Source organism: Streptomyces sp. SS7, from assembly GCF_037993025.1.
Lineage (GTDB): Bacteria > Actinomycetota > Actinomycetes > Streptomycetales > Streptomycetaceae > Streptomyces.
Genome location: NZ_CP141223.1, coordinates 1430397 through 1448458, shown reverse-complemented (window position 1 = coordinate 1448458; position 18062 = coordinate 1430397). Strand labels below are relative to the sequence as shown.

The window sequence follows — 18062 nt, the reverse complement described above, 5'->3', positions numbered from 1 at the left end:
TTGGTATACACAGCCATGACCACCATCACGCTCGTCCAGGGCGACATCACCGGCCAGTCCGTGGACGCCCTCGTCAACGCGGCCAACTCCTCGCTCCTCGGCGGCGGCGGTGTCGACGGCGCCATCCACCGCCGGGGCGGCCCCGAGATCCTCGCCGACTGCCGCCGCCTGCGCGCCTCGCACTACGGCAGGGGCCTGCCCACCGGCCAGGCGGTCGCCACCACCGCCGGCCGGCTGGACGCCCGCTGGGTCATCCACACCGTGGGCCCCGTGTACAGCGCCGACGAGGACCGCTCCGACCTGCTGGCCTCCTGCTACCGCGAGTCCCTGCGCGTCGCGGACGAACTGGGCGCCCGCACCGTCGCCTTCCCCGCCGTCTCGGCCGGCATCTACGGCTGGCCGCTGGACGACGCCGCCCGCATCGCGGTGGAGACGGCGCGCACCACGCCGACCCGGGTGGAGGAGATCAGGTTCGTGCTGTTCGACGAGCGGGCGTTCGCGGCGTTCGCACGGCAGGCCGGATGACAGGACACGCCGCCGGACGGCGCATGCCACGGCTTCCGCAACCGCCGGACATATCTTGTGAAATATGACGAAATGCCATGTTCTGTACCTGGCGTGCACCGCCGCGATCGTCGGGACGGGGCTCGGTGCCGCCCCGGCGGCCGCCGGGCACCCCCACCACGTGACCCATGTGGTCCGGCAGGGACAATCCATCCAGAAGGCGGTGGACGCCGCCGCCCCCGGCGACACCGTGTACGTGACCGCCGGGACCTACCGCGAGAGCGTCACCGTCGCCACCGACGGAGTGACGCTGGCCGGCAGCCCCCGGACCGTGCTGCGCCCGGCCCCGGTCAAGAAGAAGGCCGTCGGCACCTGCGCCGCCGACGGCAACGGCATCTGTGTGACCGGCACCAAGAACCACAAGGTCAAGGGCGTCACCGTCGCCGGACTGACCGTCACCGGCTTCACCAAGAACGGCGTGTACGCCACCGCCACCGACAAACTGACCGTACGTCACGTCACCGCCGAGAAGAACGGCGTCTGGGGCATCGCCACCGAGGCCTCCGAGCGCACCGTCCTGCGCGGCAACACCGCCCGCGACAACGGCGACGCCGGACTGTTCCTCGCCAACACCGTCAAGGAGGAGCAGGGTGCCACGGACACCCGCGGCACCCGGGTCCTGGGCAACAAGCTGGAGGGCAACCGGATCGGCGTCACCGTCCGCCGGCTGCGCGACCTCACCGTCGCCCGCAACGAGATGACCGGCAACTGCGCGGCCGTCTTCGTCGTCGGCGACGAGAACAAGCCCAAGGCCGGCCGCGTCACCGTCCGCGACAACCGCATCGTCGCCAACAACAAGTCCTGCCCGAAGACGGCCCGGCTCGACGCACTCCAGGGCACCGGCATCGTCCTCACCGGCGCCGAGGACAGCGTGATCACCCACAACGTGATCCGCGACAACGCCGGCACCTCCTCGCTGTCCGGCGGCATCGTCCTGCTGAAGAGCTTCGTGGGCACCACCAGCGACCGGAACCGGATCTCCGACAACACCCTGTCCGGCAACGCGCCGGCCGACCTCGTCGTCACCGACACCGAGGGCAAGGGCAACACCTTCGAGCGCAACTCCTGCAAGGCCTCCCGGCCCGCGGGCCTGTGCTGACCGGACACCCGTCCCCCTGACAGGTTCCCCCGAGAAGAAAGGCGGCACATGACGACCGCTCAAAGCGCCCCGCCCCCACCCATGCGGCTGCGGGAGCTCGTGTTCGGGGCGGCATGTGCCGCCGCCCTGCGTGCCTCGGCCCGGCTCGGCGTCGCCGACGCCCTCGGCGAGGCCCCCATGACCGTGGAGGACCTCGCGGCCGCGGTGAAGACCGAGCCGAAGCCGCTGCGCCGGCTGCTGCGCGCCCTGTCCTGCTACGGAGTCTTCGCCGAGCGCCCCGACGGCATGTTCACCCACACCGACATGTCCCGGCTGCTGCGCGAGGACGACCCGCACAGCCTGCGCAACATCGCCCTGTGGTGCACCGAACCCTGGACCTGGGACGCCTGGCCCAAGCTGGACGAGGCGGTGCGCACCGGCCACAACGTCGTCGAGGACCTCTACGGCAAGGAGTTCTTCACCTACCTCAACGAGGACGCCCCCGAGTCGGCCGAGGTCTTCAACCGGGCCATGACCACCTCCAGCGAGCAGTCCGCACGGGAGGTCGCCGCCCTGCTCGACCTGTCCGGGGCCGCCTCGGTCGCCGACATCGGCGGCGGCCAGGGCCATGTGGTGGCCAGCCTGCTCGACAAGTACCCGGCGATGCGGGGCACCCTGCTCGACCTGCCCCGCGTGGTCGACAACGCCGTCCCGCGGCTGCGCGAGGGCGGCGACCTCGCGGACCGTGCCCGGATCGTCCCCGGCGACGTCCGCAAGGCCGTCCCCGTCCGGGCCGACGTCTACGTCATCAAGAACATCCTGGAATGGGACGACGAGTCCACCGCCAGGACCCTCGCCAACGTCATCGGGGCGGGCGGCCCCGGCACCCGGGTCGTCGTCATCGAGAACCTCGTCGACGACACCCCCTCCATGCGGTTCAGCACGGCCATGGACCTGCTGCTGCTCCTCAACGTCGGCGGCGCGAAGCACACCACCGAGTCCATGGTGAGCCGGCTCACCGACGCGGGCCTCGTCATCGACGACATCCGGCCCGTCAACCCCTATCTGCACGCCTTCGACTGCCACGTCCCCGGCTGACCCCCGAACCACCGGTCGCCGGGTCCGCAGCGTCGCGGACCCGGCGACCGGTGACACCGGCGCGCGGACTCAGCCGGCCGGTTCGCGCTCCCAGAGGTAGAAGCGCCGGGCCATGGCGTCCTTCGGGGAACGCCAGGTCTCGGGGTCGTACGCGCTGACGTACGCCGTCAGCCGCTCGCTGACGTCCCGGAACTCGGGATGGTTCGTCACCTTCGCGATGGCCGGGCCGGGGTCGCGCTCCGACTCGATCAGATGCAGGTACACGTCGCCGAACTGGAAGAGACTGCGCCGGACGACCCCGACGAGATGCGGCAGCTCCCCCCGGTCCGACTCCTCGAACACCTGGGCGATGCCGGGGGCGGAGCCCGGGGCCATACGGGCGACGATCAGTGCTTGGTGCATGGGGGAGTGTCCTCCGTACGGCTCAGTCGGTCAGACCGGGAGTGGTTCCGCGCTCCGCGGCGGCCTTCTCGATGCGGTCCCGGATCAGGGCCAGCTGGACCTTGGAGTTCCGGTTGATGTTGTCGGTCATCCACTCGTCGTCAACCGGCGCGTCCGGCTTCATCGCGAAGTCCTGTGTCCAGATCATCCGCACCCCGGCCGCCACCTCCTCGTACCGCCAGTGGATGTCCATGTGGGCGAACGGTCCCGTCTCCACCCGCCGGGCGCGGACGGTGAGCGTCTCGCGGTTCGGCTCGCGCTCGGAGACCCAGCTCCAGACCTTGCCGTTGTCGTCCGGGTGCATGGTCAGCCGGAACGTGGTCTTCCGTCCCTCGCGGGAGAGGATCTCCACGGACGCGTACTCACTGAACAGCCGCGGCCAGTTCTCCAGGTCGTTGGTCATGTCCCAGACCAGGTCGAGCGGAGCGCCGATGGTGATCTCGTTCTGCGTGTGTCCGGTCATGGCGTCACGCCCCCGCCGGCAGCGCGCTGTTGACCCGGTCGAGGAACTGCCGGGGCGTCCGGCAGGCCTCCATGTCCAGGTCCAGGGGCGTGCCGAAGCGGTTCTCCAGCTCGCCCACGATGCCGAGCATGCCCAGCGAGTCGATGCCCAGCTCGCCGAACTCGCCGTCCGCGTGCTCCGTCAGCTGCTCCGGTGTCACGGTGATCCCGGCGGCCTTCTTCATCAGACCGGCGAGTTCGTCCAGGGTGATGCGGTCACTCATGCGATACCTCTCCTTCGTACTGTGCCGCGCCCCGCTACGAGGCGTGGGCGGCGCCGTGCCGCAGCACCAGCGCCGAGTTCGACCCCATGAGGCCCCGGCTGAGGACCAGCGCCGTGCGCATGTCCGCGGCACGGGCACGTCCGGTCACCAGGTCGAGGTCATGGCAGATGTCGAAGACATGGGGGGTGGGCGGGATCAGACCGTGCTCCATCGCCAGCACGGCGGCCGCCGTGTCCAGCACCGGAGCCCCGCCGAAGGCCCGGCCGATGCCGGTCTTCGGCGCCGTCACCGGCACCCTGCGGCCGTGCGCGCCGAGCGCGTCGGCGATCGCGAGCGCCTCCGCCCGGTCCGCCTCCGGCACCCCGAGGGCGTCGGCGAACACCACGTCGATCTCCTCCGGGGCACAGCCCGCCTCGTCGAGGGCGCCCCGGACGGCCTGGGCGAGCCCTTCCCGCGACTGCTCCCAGCGGCCGGCGCCGGTGAACGTCGCCGCGTGCCCGTCCAGGGTGGCCCGCACCCGGGCCCCCCGCTCCAGTGCCGAGGCCTGCGCCTCCACGACGAACATGGCGCCGCCCTCGGCGGGCACGAACCCGCACGCCGAGTCGGTGAACGGCCGGTAGGCACGCTCCGGCTCCGCCACGGTGCTCAGCGCGTCGTAACCGAGCTGGCAGACCATCGAGTACGGGGCGAGCGGGGCCTCGGTCGAACCGGTCACCAGCACGTCCGTGCCGCGCCGCACCGCCCGCGCCGCGTGCGCGAGGGCGTCCAGGCCGCCCGCCTCGTCCGCGGCGACGACCGAGCAGGGGCCCTTGAAGCCGCGGCGGATCGAGATCTGGCCGGTGCTCGCCGCGTAGAACCAGGCGATCGACTGGTACGGCCCGACGAACCGGCTGCCCTTGCCCCACAGCTGCTGGAGCTCGCGCTGCCCGAACTCGCCGCCGCCGCTGCCGGCCGCGGTGACCACCCCCACCGAATACGGGGCCTCGGCGGTGTCGGCCTGGCCGAGCCCGGCGTCGGCCAGCGCGAGATCGGCGGCGGCCATCGCGAAGTGCGTGAACCGGTCCGTCTGGACGAGGAAGCGCTCCTCGACGGCGGCCGCCGCGTCGAAGTCCCGGACCTCGCCGGCCACCCGCAGCGGCAGGTGCTCGCACCCCTCGCGGGTGATCCGGTCCAGGACGCTGATGCCTTCCTGCGTGGCCTTCCAGAAGGCCTGGGTGCTGGATCCGTTCGGCGCGACGACACCGATTCCGGTGACGACGGCGCGCCGTGAACGCGGTGCGCTCATCATGTCCTCTCCCTCGGCCGGGTCAGGACCACCGCGGACTGGAACCCGCCGAATCCGCTGCCCACGGAGAGCACGCTGTCCAGCGTCCGTTCCCCGCGCGACCCGCGGCACGTAGTCCAGGTCGCACTCGGGGTCGGGGGTCTCGTAGTTCGCGGTGGGCGGTACCACCTGGTGGGCCATGGCCAGGACACAGGCGACGACCTCGATCGCGCCGATCGCGCCGAGCGAGTGACCCACCATGGACTTGATGGAGCTCATCGGGGTCGCGTACGCGTGCTGCCCCAGGGCCCGTTTCACGGCGGCCGTCTCATGACGGTCGTTCTGCAGGGTGCCCGAGCCGTGCGCGTTGACGTAGTCGATGGCCGTCGGGTCGAGCCGGGCGTGGTCGAGGGCGAAGCCGATCGCCCGCGCCATCTCCAGGCCCTCCTTGGTCAGACCGGTCATGTGGTACGCGTTGCCGAAGGTGGCGTAGCCGCCCAGCTCGCAGTACACGCGCGCCCCACGGGCCCGCGCGTGCTCCAGCTCCTCCAGGACGAGGACGGCGCCGCCCTCGCCCATCACGAAGCCGTTGCGGTCGGCGTCGAAGGGGCGCGAGGCATGGGCGGGGTCGTCGTTGTTCGGCGACGTCGCCTTGATCGCGTCGAAGCAGGCCATGGTGATCGGGGAGATCGGCGAGTCCGACGCGCCGGCTATGCAGACGTCGGCCCGGCCCTCCTCGATCGTGTGGAAGGCGTACCCGACGGCGTCCAGCCCCGAGGTGCAGCCGGTGGACACCGTCTGCACCGGGCCGCGCGCCTCGAACCGCTCGGCCACCGTGGCCGCGAGCGTGGCGGGCGTGAACGCGCGGTGCAGCTCCGGTTCCGCCCGCTCCTGGTCGACGTCCCAGCGCTGCCCGTGATGGCTGACCAGGACGTAGTCGTGCTCCAGCCGGGTGGTGCCGCCGACCGCGGTGCCCAGCGACACCCCGATGCGCCACGGGTTCTCCCGGGACAGGTCGAGGCCCGAGTCCCGCACCGCCTCCTCCCCGGCGACCAGCGCGAACTGTATGTACCGGTCGCTGCGGGCGACCTCCTCGGCGGCGAGACCGGAGGCCGCCGGGTCGAAGTCGCACTCGGCGGCGATCCGCGACCGCAGACCGGCCGGATCGAAGAAGGTGATGCCCCGGGTCGCGGTCCGCCCGTGCGAGAGCAGGTCCCAGAACGCCGGTGCGCCGATGCCGCCGGGTGCGACCACGCCTATGCCGGTGACCGCCACCCGCCTGCTCATGAGACGACCTCGGCGGTCTCCTCGGTGTCGACGTGACCGAGCGGCGGGCTCGGGGCCAGCGGCCCCAGGTGGAAGACGATCCGCGCCTCCACCTTGCCGACATTGCGGAAGCGGTGCTTCATGTGCATCGGGATCAGCAGGCCCTGCTCCGGCTGGAGCGGGACGGGCTCGCCGTCCAGGTCGACCTCCAGCTGCCCGCACAGGACGTACACGAACTCCTCGGAGTACGGGTGGTAGTGCTCGCCGATGCGGTCACCGGGCTGGATGAGAGCCACGCCCATGAAACCGCTGGTGGAGCCGACCGTGGCCGGGGTGAGCATGGCGCGCAGGTCGCCGCCGCGCCGGGTGTTGGGCTCGACCTCGCTGAGATCCACGACTCTGGGACGGGAATTGATCACGACGTTGCTCCGATCGTGTGCTGTGCTGTGCCGAGGAGGCGGGGCGGGGGCGGGACGGATCAGGCGCCGGGGGAGCGGCGGTCGGTGACGAGGGTCATCCGGGTGGGCCCGGCGGCCCCCTGGGCGGCGCGGCCGTCCAGCAGCCGCTTCAGCTCGGCCGCCTTCGGGGACAGGGCGGGGTCGTCGGCGCGGACGCCGTGCCGTACGTCCACCAGGCGCACCACGACGTCGTCGCGCTGGAAGATCGTGCTGCTGAGCACCGGGCACGTCGGGTCGTCCGCGGCGGCCTCGTCCTGCTCGGCCAGCAGCCGGGCCAGCTCCAGGCCCTGGCCGGTCTTCGCGGGGTAGTACAGGGCGTGCCGCTCGGCCTTCGGGTCCTCCTGGTCCGCCGCCACGTGATGGACGGCGGGCAGCGCCGCCCGGGTGAAGAAGACCCGCGCGGAGTCCGGGTCGTCGAGGTCCCGGTCCTGCTCCAGGTAGGGGTTGATGGCCTCCTCGACGGCCCGCACCTCGGGCTGCCGGGCGACGTGGCGCAGCGCCGCGAGCAGGTCGCCGCGCACCTCGACGGCCCGTACCACCCGGTTGCCGTGCATGAAGAGCGAGGTGCGGCACAGCCGGGTGGTCTCGTCGACCTTCGGCTCGGGGGAGGCGTAGTCGGCGAGGATCTTCGCCACGGCCTCCTCGCTGCCGGGCTTCACGGTGAAGGTGAGCGCGTGCCGGATCACGCCGTCCCCCATCCGGGGCGCGGTCTGCAGGCTGCGCGCGGCGGCCGACGCCGGCCCGCCCGTCTCCCGTACGACGTGGAAGCGCAGGCTGCGGGTGTCGCGGACACAGCTGTGCAGCGGCTTGACCATCTCGACGTGCTCCTCGCTGTTCACCCAGGTGAGGAACGGCGGGGCGCTCTCCCACTCGCTGGTGATCAGCCACTGGGAGGGGTTCTCGATCGACTGGCAGAGCTGGTCGCTGACATGGCCGGGGACGGAGGCGACCTGGTTGCAGAGCTGCTCGTAGGCCTCCAGGAACTGCTGCTGGGCGCCGTCGTGGACGTCCACGAGCAGGACGACCCGGAGCCGGGAGCCGTCGAACACGGACTGGGAGACCCGCTGCGACACACGGCGGGTGAGCGGGGCGGAGGCGGGAGCGGGCGTGGTGGTCATGCGGGGCACATCTCCTTCGCGGGAAGGGCTGGCGGTGGACTTCGCCCGCGCTGCCGCGGGGCGGGGTCACCGTCCGCGCGGTGGGCGTGACTCGATCGTGGGCCGCTCCCCGCGGGCGCGCGATTCGGTGGGGACTACGCGGGTGACCGCTCACTCCTGGGGGTGACGGGCCGGGTGACGGTTCATCGGAGGTGGGCGAAGACGACCAGGTTGTCCTTGTAGTCCTTGACCGAGTGGTCGTAGGTGCCGGCGCAGGTGATCAGCCGGGCCTCGGCCCGCGGTGTGTCGGCGTAGACCCGCTCGCTCGGGAAGTCGTCCTTGGCGAACGTCTCGGTGTCGTCGACCTCGAAGTGCGCGACGCTGCGGTCGGCCCGCACCACGTCGAAGACGTCGCCCTTCCTCAGGTACTGCAACCCGGCGAAGACGGCGGCGGAGGTCCTGGTGTCGACGTGACCGGCGATGATCGCGGTGCCCCGCTCGCCCGGGGAGGGGCCGGCGGCGTGCCAGCCGACGAGGTTGGTGTCGTCCGGGGGCGGGGCCTGGAGCTGTCCCTCGGCGGTGAGGGAGAGGTCCGTGAAGGGGGCGTCGACCGAGATCCGCGGGATGCGCAGCCGGACCGGCCGGGAACGGGGCAGATGCCGGCCCACCGGCTGGGCGGCGCCAGCGGCGGGGCCGGAGGCCCGCGGCGGCGCCGGGGCGAGGGCGGTCCCGGAGACCTGGGGCGCCTGCCGGGCCTGCGGCGGGAGCGAGGGGGAGCCGGAGGACGACGCGTCGTTGCCGCCGATCAGGCTCACCGCCACGATCAGCAGCGCGACGGCGCACAGCACGGTCAGCGTGGAGCGGGACTCCTGGCCGCCCTGCTCGTCGTCGGCGGCGGGGGAGGGAGGGGGGACTGCCATCGGGCAACACCTCGGACAGGGCAGGTCTGCGGGGGCGGACGGGCGGGGCCGGGACGCGGCCGGGCGGCCGCCACTCGATGCACCGGTGGCGGCCGCGGCTCTATCGCGTCCGGCATGGTCAGGCCAGGCCGTGGGCCGACTTCTTGCGGCGCACGCCGTACAGGCCGGCCCCGGCGACCGCGAGGACGGCCAGACCGCCCGCGGTCACGGCCGGAGCGGCCAGGGCGCCACCGCCGGTGTGCACACCGCCGTGGGGCTTGTCCTTGCCGCTCCAGGAGTCCTCACCGTCCTCCTTGCTCCAGGAGGAGTCGTCCTTGGCGGAGTCGTCCTTGTTCCAGGAGTCCTCCTTGGACGAGTCGTCCTTGCTCCAGGACTCCTCCTTGGAGCCGTCCTCCTTGCTCCACTCCTTGCCGCTCTTCTCGTGGCCGTCGGTCACGAGGGTCAGGGCGCCGCCGCCGGTGTGCATGCCGCCGTGGGGCTTGCCGTGCTCCTTGCCGGAGTCCTCCTTGCTCCAGGAGGAGTCGTCCTTGGCGGAGTCGTCCTTGTTCCAGGAGTCCTCCTTGGTCGACGACTCGTCCTTCTTGCTGTAGGACGAGTCGCCCTTCTCCCAGTCGCCGTCGGCCGCGTAGGCGCCGGGCGCGGTGAGGGCGAGGACGGCCGAGGCCGCCGCGCTGGCCATGATGATGCGAGCAGAACGCATGTGCGGGGATCCTTCCGCCACGGCCGGGCAGCTGGTGCTTCGTCAGCTGAGATGACCCGGCCCTGACGTGATCCACCGTCAGCCACGCCGACGCCGCCCACCACTCGGGGCGGTCACGCGGGTGAACGGGCCCGCCAAACGAGTCGGCCGGCAGCGCGGGGGCTGCCGGCCGAGGTGGTGCGGGGGTTCGGGTCAGGGCAAGGACAGGACGGTGCCCAGCACCTGACGCAGCGTCGACTGGGGGTCCGCGACCGGACCGGGGGAGCGCCAGGCGACGAATCCGTCCGGCCGGACGAGGACGGCGCCCCCGGGGCCGACGCCGTGCGCGGCGCGCCAGTCGGTGCCCGCGGGTCCCTCCAGCGGGGTCAGGTCGGCGTCGCGCGCGGTGCCCACCCGGTACGGGGTCAGCGGGATCGCCTCCCGGTCGGCGAGGCGGGCGGCGGCCTCCTGCCAGGCGCCCGGCTCACCGCCGCCCTTGTCGTCGGCGTCGCTGAGCAGGACCAGGGTGCGCTCGTACAGGTCGAGCGTGGAGATCCGCTCGCCCGCGCGCCGTACCCACAGGTGCGGTGCCCTGCTGCCGGGCTCCCCGGTCAGGGAGAGCCCGTCGGGGACGACGGGGGCCGCCGGGTCGGCGCCGGCGACGGCGCCGCGCGGATAGCGGTAGCCGAGGGCCACGTTCAGGATGCCGCGCTGCGGTCCGCCGGCGCCGGCACCGGGCGGCGGGGCGAAGCCGGGGTGGCTGTGTTCGGCCGAGCGGGCGGCGGCGCGGGCGCTGGTGGCCTCCGCGACCGGCCGGCGCTCGGCGTCGTAGGTGTCGAGGAGCCCGTCGCCGGCCCAGCCGCCGAGCACCGCGGCCAGCTTCCAGGCGAGGTTGTGGGCGTCCTGGATGCCGGTGTTGGAGCCGAACGCGCCGGTGGGGGACATCTCGTGCGCCGAGTCTCCGGCCAGGAACACCCGCCCCGACCGGTAGGCGCGGGTCACCCGCTGGGCGGCGTGCCAGGGCGCCTTGCCGGTGATCTCCACGTCCAGGTCGGGGACGCCGACGGCCCGGCGGATGTGCGCGATGCAGCGTTCGTCGGTGAACTCCTCCATCGTCTCGCCGTGTTCGGGGTGCCAGGGGGCGTGGAAGACCCAGTTCTCGCGGTTGTCCACGGGCAGCAGCGCGCCGTCGGCGTCCGGCTCGGTGAGGTAGCAGACGATGAAGCGGCGCTCGCCCACCACCTCGGCGAGCCGCCGGGAGCGGAACGTCATGCTGATGTTGTGGAACAGGTCGCCGGGGCCGCTCTGCCCGATGCCGAGGGCTTCCCGCACGGGGCTGCGCGGGCCGTCGGCGGCGACCAGGTAGTCCGCGCGGACGGTGGTGTGCTCGCCGGTGTCCCGGCTCTTGACCAGCGCGGTGACGCCCCGGTCGTCGGCGTCGAAGGACATCAGCTCGGTGTGGAAGCGCAGATCGCCGCCGAGCTCCGCCGCCCGGTCGCGCAGGACCGGCTCCAGGTCGTTCTGGCTGCACAGGCACCAGCCGCTCGGACTGAACCGGGCCAGGCCGCCGCCCGGGTCGATGTCCTTGAACAGCCACTCGCCCGCGTCGCCGACCAGGGTGGGCGTCTGCAGGATGCCGTGGTTCTCGGCCAGCGTCGCCGCGGCCCGGTGGATCCCGGGTTCGGCTCCGGCCACCCGGAACAGCTCCATCGTGCGGACGTTGTTGCCGCGGCCGCGCGGGTGGACGGAGGTGCCGGCGTGGCGCTCCACCAGGGTGTGCCGCACCCCCAGCCGGCCCAGGAACAGGGACGTCGACAGGCCCACCAGGGAACCGCCGACGATGAGGACCGGGACCCTGTGGACCCTCTCGCCGGCTTCGCCGGCCATCTCGTTCGTCATTCCTTCATCACTCGCCTCCAGGCATTCATTCCGCCGACTCCACCGGAATGGGTCCGCGGTCTTCATGCATTGCCCCGCACGGCGGACACCGCCTCGGGCCGCAGCCGCTTCACCCGCTTGACCCACCCGATTCACCGTGCTGACGCCCTCACAGGCGAACGGGTGACGCCGCACCGGCGCCACCCGTGACGAACCGCCGCCCGCTCAGCCCTCGATGCGGTGCGTGCTCCAGAACGAGGTGAGGTCCGTGGTCGTGGCGGCCTGCGCGGCCGCCTTGAACTCGGCCGTGGTCGACACGCCGTACCAGTGCGAAGTGGCGTAGCTCTTCAGCAGGTTGGCCATCGCCGTGTCCCCGATGAGCCGCCTGAGGTCGTGCAGGGCGCACTTGCCGTAGGTGTAGACGACCGTGCTGTACCGGGAGGAGTGGGCGTCCCAGTAGGCCATGGAGTTGGTGATCTTCTCGGCGGACGACGCCCACGAGACGCTGTTCCAGCAGTTCGTGCCGGTGCTGCCGAGGGCCAGGTCGGTGGCGTAGTCGGTGAACGACTCGTCCAGCCAGGGGCTGTTGTACTCGTCGTCGCCGACGATGCCGTACCACCACTGGTGGCCGATCTCATGGGTGAGCGCGGTGGTGCTGACCAGGTCGAGGACGAATCCGGGGTACTCCATTCCGCCGAACCAGAAGTTGTTGTCGATGACCGCGTCCAGTTCGCCGTACGGGTACGCCCCGAAGCGGGCCGCGTGCGCGTCGACGGCCGTCCTGGCGGTGCTGAGCATCGACTGGGCGCTGCTGGAGCTGATGCCGGAGACCGAGTAGACGTTGATCGGCGTCCCCGCGGCGGACGTGCCGGAGATCTTGCTGAAGGGCCCGGCCGCCCAGGCGAAGTCCCGGACCCGGGTGGCGGTCGCCGTGGTGACGGTACGTCCGCTGGAGCCGGCGGTGTCGACGGAGGTGCCGGTGGCCGGGACCAGCAGGGTGGTCGGGTGGTCGAGGGTCACCCGGAAGTCGGCGGCCAGGGAGTAGAAGGACTCGCCGTTGTTGGTGTACGGGTCCAGGTGCCAGCCCGCGCCGTCCTTGACCGCCAGCACGGGCAGCGCGTTGCCGATGAAGCTGAAGGAGCCGTCGTAGCCGAACCGGTCGGCGCCGCTGGGCACCGCGATGCCGAGGTCGAAGCCGATCGTGGCGCTCTGGCCCTGGGCGAGCGGCGTGGCCAGGGTGATCGGCAGGGCGGTGCAGGAGACGGCGAGCGCGCCGGCCGTGCCGCCGGTGACGTTGGTGACGGTGATCGGCGGTGCGGCGCAGGTGCCGTGGTAGTTGTCCCACAGCCGCAGGTAGACCTCGCTGAGCGCGGTGGCGGAGGCGTTGGTGAAGGTCGCGGTCTCGTGCCCGGTCCACACCGTGCCGGCGGCGTTGCTGGTGAGGCTGACGGTGTACGCCGGTGCGGCGGGCGTCCGGGTCGCGTCGGCGGGCGGGGTGGTCGCGTCGGAGGTGTTCAGGGCGATGTCGTCGAGGACGAAGCTCGACTGGAGGCTGGAGTCCTCGGTGCCGGTGAAGGACAGGGCGACGGTCTGGCCGGCGAACGCGGACACGTCGAAGGACTTCTGGACGTACCCGGTGTTCTTGTCGAGGTTCGAGTACGTGGCGAGGGTGGTCGAGCCGATCTTGGCGGTGAGTCTGTCGTAGGCGGTGGACGACGTCGTCTCGGCGGTGTCGATGTGCAGCCAGAAGGTGAGCGTGGCCTTGGCGCAGTCGGACGGGACGGTGACGGTCTGCGTGAGTGTGTCGGTGTGCGTGCCGCCGGTGCCGTCCAGCCACGCGTAGTACCCGCCGCCGTGCGCGCTCTGGCCGGTGCGGTTGGTGACGACGGTGGCCGAGGACGGGGTCCAGGAGGTGGCACCGCTCTCGAAGCCGCCGTTCGCGACGGTCTGGGAGGGCGTGCAGGCCGCGGCCGCCGCGGGCGCGGCGCTCGTCGGGGCCGCGGGCAGGACGAGGGCGGCCGTCGCGGCGAGGGCGAGCGCGCTCGCGGCGAGGGCCTTGCGGGGGGTGGGTCTCACACGTGGCTCCTTCGAGGCGTCCGGACCCCCGGCAGGGGTGTGCCGGAGGGAGAGCGGCGGTGTGCGACGGGTGGGGGAAGCCTGACAGTACTGACGCGTCCATGTCACCCAGGATTCGGCAAAGGAATCACGCCGCGAGCGCCCGCGAAGGCCCCGCTCACACCCGCCCCGCCCCCGCTGTGCGGCACGCTTAACCCCCGGCGCCCCATCGGGGAGACACCTGCGTAATGCACACTTCGTACCTTCGACAAGGCCCCCACCAGGGCCGTTCACCAGAACGCGGCAGAACGAAGGGGGCGCCCGTGGCCGTGCCGGACCCGCGGACCGACAGCGCGACGAAGGTGCGCACGGTCTGCTCGTACTGCGGTGTCGGCTGCGGCATGGTCCTCGACATCGGCCGCGGCCCCGACGGACGCCGTACGGTCCTGAAGGCGTCCGGCGACAAGGAGCACCCGGCGAACGCCGGCCGGCTCTGCACGAAGGGCAGCACCACCGCCGACCTGCTCGCCGCCCCCGGCCGCCTCACCACCGCCCTGGTCCGTGCCGACCGGGGCGAGCAGGCCGAGCCCGCGCCCGTGGACGCCGCCGTCGCCGAGACCGCGCGCCGGCTGCGGGCGATCGTCGACGAGCACGGCCCCGACGCGGTCGCCCTCTATGTCTCCGGCCAGATGAGCCTGGAGGCCCAGTACCTGGCGAACAAGCTCGTCAAGGGCTATCTGCGCACCAACACCATCGAGTCGAACTCCCGGCTGTGCATGGCGAGCGCCGGCACCGGCTACAAGCTCTCCCTCGGCGCCGACGGCCCGCCCGGCTCGTACGAGGACCTCGACCGGGCGGACGTGTTCCTCGTCATCGGCTCCAACATGGCCGACTGCCACCCCATCCTGTTCCTGCGCATGATGGACCGGGTCAAGGCGGGCGCGAAACTGATCGTCGTCGACCCCCGCCGCACCACCACCGCCGTCAAGGCCGACCTGTTCCTCCAGATCAGACCGGGCACCGACCTCGCCCTGCTCAACGGACTGCTGCACCTCCTGCACGCCGACGGCCGCACCGACCCGGGCTTCATCGCCGCGTACACCGAGGGCTGGGAGCAGATGGGGGAGTTCCTCGCCGACTACCCGCCCGCCGCCGTCGCGGAGCTCACCGGCATCCCCGAGGCCGACCTGCGCGAGGCGGCCCGGCTGATCGGCGAGGCGGGGGAGTGGACCAGCTGCTGGACGATGGGCCTGAACCAGTCCACGCACGGCACCTGGAACACCAACGCCCTGGTCAACCTGCACCTCGCCACCGGGAAGATCTGCCGCCCCGGCAGCGGCCCGTTCTCGCTCACCGGCCAGCCCAACGCCATGGGCGGCCGCGAGATGGGCTACATGGGCCCCGGGCTGCCGGGCCAGCGGTCCGTCCTCGTCGACGCCGACCGCGCGTTCACGGAGGAGGTATGGGGCCTCACGCCCGGCACGATCCGCGCCGACGGCGTCGGCAGGGGCACGATCGAGATGTTCCGGCGGATGGCCGACGGCGCCATCAAGGCCTGCTGGATCATCTGCACCAACCCGGTCGCCTCCGTCGCCCACCGCAGGACCGTCATCGAGGGCCTGGAGGCCGCCGAGTTCGTGGTCGCCCAGGACGTCTTCGCCGACACCGAGACCAATGCGTACGCCGACGTCGTGCTGCCCGCCGCCCTGTGGACCGAGACCGAGGGCGTCCTCGTCAACAGCGAGCGCAACCTCACCCTGGCCCGGCCCGCCGCCGACCCGCCCGGCGAGGCCACCGCCGACTGGCGCCTGATCGCCGACGTGGCCCGCGCGATGGGCTACGAGGACGGCTTCGCGTACACGAGCGCGGAGGAGATCTTCGAGGAGATCAAGCGCTTCCACAACCCGCAGACCGGCTACGACCTGCGCGGCGTCACCTACGACCGGCTGCGCCGGACCCCCGTCCAGTGGCCCGCCGCCACCGCCGACGGCCCCGACCGCAACCCGGTCCGCTATGTGAACCCCGACGGCACCCTCACCTTCGCCACCGCCTCGGGCCGCGCCGTCTTCCACGCCCGCCCGCACCTCGACCCGGCCGAGATGCCCGACGACGACTACCCGTTCGTCCTGAACACCGGCCGCCTCCCGCACCAGTGGCACACCCTCACCAAGACCGCCAGGGTCGCCAGGCTCAACAAGCTGAACCCCGGACCGTTCGTCGAGGTGCACCCCGAGGACGCGGCCGCGCTCGGTCTCGCCGACGGCGACTCCGTCGAGGTCGCCTCGCGGCGCGGCCGGGCCGTGCTGCCCGCGGTCGTCACCGACCGGGTGCTGCCCGGGTCCTGCTTCGCGCCGTTCCACTGGAACGACCTGTTCGGCGAATACCTCAGCGTCAACGCCGTGACCAGCGACGCCGTCGACCCGCTCTCCTTCCAGCCGGAGCTGAAGGTGTGCGCGGTGTCCCTGACGAAGGTGTCGACCCCGGTGAGCGTGTCCGTGCCGGTGGACCCGCCGGAGCCGCGGGTGCTCGCGCCGACCGCGGTGCTGCCCACCGCCGCGCTCCCCGCTGCCGCCTCCGTGTTCGGCCTGGAACCCGCCCCGCCCCCGGTCCTCACCGAGCGCGAGCGCCGGTACCTGGTCGGCTTCCTCGCCGGCATCCCGGCCGGCGCCCCCGGTGTCCCCGTCCTGCCGCCGGACGCGCCCTTCAGCCCCGACCACGCCCTGTGGGTCAACGGCACCCTCGCCGGCCTGTACTCCCGCACCGCGCCCGCACCGGCGCCGCAGGAGCCCGCCGGGCGCCGGGTGGTGATCCTGTGGGCCTCGCAGACCGGTACCGCGGAGGACTTCGCCGCCGCCACCGCCGACCGGCTCACCGCCGGGGGCCACTCCGCCACCCTCGTCGCCATGGACGAGGCCGACCCCGCCGCCCTGCCCGCGGGCGCCGACCTGCTGCTGATCACCAGCACCTTCGGCGACGGCGACGCCCCCGACAACGGGGCCGGCTTCTGGGACGGTCTCAGCGCGCTCGACACCGGCCGGCTGACCGGCCGCCGCTACGCCGTGCTGGCCTTCGGCGACTCCTCCTACGACGACTTCTGCGGGCACGGCCGGCGCCTGGACGACCGTATGGACGAACTCGGCGCCGTACGGCTCGCCCCGCGCACCGACTGCGAACCCGACTACGCGCCCCGGGCCGAGGCCTGGCTGGACCAGGTGCTCAGGGCGCTGAAGGAGGCCACGGAGCACGGTGCCGCGGACGCGGGGCTCGCCCCGCCCGACGGCACGGTGTCCGTCCTGCCCGCCCCCGCCGCCCCGGCCCCCTCCGCCCCGGCTCCCGCTCCCGCCCCGCCCCGCGCGAAGCGGCCCGCTCCCGTCACCGCCCGCCTCACCGGGAACCGGCTGCTCAGCCGGCCCGGTTCCGGCAAGGAGGTGCGGCGCTTCACCTTCGACACCCGCGCCGGTGAGACCCCCCTGGTGTACGAGGCGGGCGACGCCCTCGGCGTCCGGCCCCTCAACTCCCCGGCACTGGTCGAGGAGTGGCTGGCCGTCACCGGACTGGACGCGGACACCGCCGTACAGGTGGCCGGGGCCGGCGAGCTCGGCCTCGGGGAGGCCCTGCTGCGGCACCTGGACATCACCCGGATCACCCCGGCCCTGCTGCGCTTCACCGCCGACCGCGCCCGCGACCCGCGCGAGCTGCGCAAGCTGCTGCGGCCCGACAACAAGGGCGAGCTGGCGAAGTGGTCCTGGGGCCGGCAGGCCGTCGACGTGGCCGCCGAGTTCGGGATCCGGGCCGGCGCCCAGGAGTGGGCCGAGGCGCTCGGCCGGCTCCAGCCGCGGCTGTACTCCATCTCCAGCAGCCCGCTGACCGACCCGGACCTGGTCTCGCTGACCGTCTCCGTCGTGCGGTACGAGAACCTGGCCGGCCGCCCCCGCCAGGGCGTCTGCTCGCCCTTCCTGGCCGACGCCGGACCGGGCACCGAGGTCGCGGTCCACGTCCAGCGCTCCCCGCACTTCCGCCCGCCCGCCGACCCGGACACGCCGATGGTGATGGTCGGCCCCGGCACCGGTGTGGCCCCCTTCGTCGGCTTCCTCCAGGAACGCAGGGCCCGCGGCCACCGGGCCCCCAACTGGCTGTTCTTCGGCGAACAGCGCCGGTCCACCGACTTCTACTACGAGGAGGAGCTCACCGCCCTGCTCACCGGCGGCGGCCTCGCCCGGCTCGACACCGCGTTCTCCCGCGACCAGCGCGCCAAGGTGTACGTCCAGGACCGGATGCGCGAGCACGGCTCCCAGCTGTGGTCCTGGCTCCAGGACGGCGCGCACTTCTACGTCTGCGGCGACGCCTCCCGGATGGCCAAGGACGTCGACCGGGCGCTGCGCGAGATCGCCGTCGTGCACGGCGGGCTGGGTGAGACGGAGGCCGCGGCGTATGTCAAGCAGCTCGCCTCGGACAAGCGTTACCTCCGAGACGTCTACTGACCGGTGAAATCCGGCCAGAACGGCGCGCCCCTGTTCGGTTTATCAACACTATCCGACA

General features: G+C 72.7%; 14 protein-coding genes and 1 pseudogene. 4 read left to right on the top strand and 11 right to left on the bottom strand.

Annotated features, from left to right (window positions below; translation table 11 throughout):
- The first annotated feature begins 15 nt into the window (after positions 1-15).
- The 3 genes from U5640_RS06535 (at position 16) to U5640_RS06525 (ending at position 2740) form a co-directional block, all read left to right on the top strand.
- On the top strand, positions 16-525 hold the full coding sequence (locus U5640_RS06535; RefSeq protein WP_340374837.1) for an O-acetyl-ADP-ribose deacetylase: 510 nt from the start codon (positions 16-18) through the stop codon (positions 523-525).
- A 64-nt stretch (positions 526-589) separates the two neighbouring features.
- Positions 590-1663: a right-handed parallel beta-helix repeat-containing protein gene (locus tag U5640_RS06530; RefSeq protein WP_340374836.1), complete on the top strand. Its 1074-nt coding sequence runs from the start codon at positions 590-592 to the stop codon at positions 1661-1663.
- A 48-nt stretch (positions 1664-1711) separates the two neighbouring features.
- Positions 1712-2740, top strand: coding sequence for a methyltransferase (locus U5640_RS06525; RefSeq protein WP_340374835.1), 1029 nt, complete (start codon positions 1712-1714; stop codon positions 2738-2740).
- Between the two features lie 69 nt (positions 2741-2809).
- Here the strand turns inward: U5640_RS06525 and U5640_RS06520 are convergent, their stop codons facing one another.
- The 11 genes and pseudogenes from U5640_RS06520 to U5640_RS06470 form a co-directional block, all read right to left on the bottom strand.
- The gene (locus tag U5640_RS06520) at positions 2810-3142 is read right to left on the bottom strand and encodes a TcmI family type II polyketide cyclase (RefSeq protein WP_340374834.1); all 333 of its coding nucleotides are present in this window, start codon (positions 3140-3142) and stop codon (positions 2810-2812) included.
- 22 nt (positions 3143-3164) lie between these two features.
- A complete protein-coding gene (locus U5640_RS06515) occupies positions 3165-3644 on the bottom strand; it encodes an SRPBCC family protein (protein WP_340374833.1) in 480 nt (159 codons plus the stop codon).
- Between the two features lie 4 nt (positions 3645-3648).
- Positions 3649-3906: an acyl carrier protein gene (locus U5640_RS06510; RefSeq protein ID WP_340374832.1), complete on the bottom strand. Its 258-nt coding sequence runs from the start codon at positions 3904-3906 to the stop codon at positions 3649-3651.
- Positions 3907-3940: 34 nt separating this feature from the next.
- The gene (locus tag U5640_RS06505; RefSeq protein WP_340374831.1) at positions 3941-5191 is read right to left on the bottom strand and encodes a ketosynthase chain-length factor; all 1251 of its coding nucleotides are present in this window, start codon (positions 5189-5191) and stop codon (positions 3941-3943) included.
- Positions 5191-6457 (bottom strand): annotated as a pseudogene (locus tag U5640_RS06500) (beta-ketoacyl-[acyl-carrier-protein] synthase family protein). Before U5640_RS06500 ends, U5640_RS06505 begins: the two are co-directional and overlap by 1 nt.
- Entirely contained in the window at positions 6454-6855 is a 402-nt protein-coding gene (locus U5640_RS06495) for a cupin domain-containing protein (protein WP_055637474.1), read from the bottom strand. Before U5640_RS06495 ends, U5640_RS06500 begins: the two are co-directional and overlap by 4 nt.
- A gap of 59 nt (positions 6856-6914) precedes the next feature.
- A complete protein-coding gene (locus tag U5640_RS06490) occupies positions 6915-8012 on the bottom strand; it encodes a SchA/CurD-like domain-containing protein (RefSeq protein WP_340374830.1) in 1098 nt (365 codons plus the stop codon).
- Between the two features lie 182 nt (positions 8013-8194).
- Positions 8195-8911 carry a class F sortase gene (locus U5640_RS06485; protein WP_340374829.1) on the bottom strand — a complete coding sequence of 239 codons (717 nt, stop codon included), beginning with the start codon at positions 8909-8911 and terminating at the stop codon, positions 8195-8197.
- A gap of 118 nt (positions 8912-9029) precedes the next feature.
- On the bottom strand, positions 9030-9611 hold the full coding sequence (locus tag U5640_RS06480; RefSeq protein WP_340374828.1) for a hypothetical protein: 582 nt from the start codon (positions 9609-9611) through the stop codon (positions 9030-9032).
- A 192-nt stretch (positions 9612-9803) separates the two neighbouring features.
- Entirely contained in the window at positions 9804-11477 is a 1674-nt protein-coding gene (locus tag U5640_RS06475) for an FAD-dependent monooxygenase (RefSeq protein ID WP_340374827.1), read from the bottom strand.
- A gap of 216 nt (positions 11478-11693) precedes the next feature.
- Entirely contained in the window at positions 11694-13544 is a 1851-nt protein-coding gene (locus U5640_RS06470; RefSeq protein WP_340374826.1) for a M1 family aminopeptidase, read from the bottom strand.
- Positions 13545-13846: 302 nt separating this feature from the next.
- Here U5640_RS06470 and U5640_RS06465 point away from each other — a divergent pair, with 302 nt between their 5' ends.
- Positions 13847-18004 (top strand): molybdopterin-dependent oxidoreductase, encoded by a 4158-nt coding sequence (locus U5640_RS06465; protein ID WP_340374825.1) that lies wholly within the window; start codon positions 13847-13849, stop codon positions 18002-18004.
- The last annotated feature ends 58 nt before the right edge of the window (positions 18005-18062 follow it).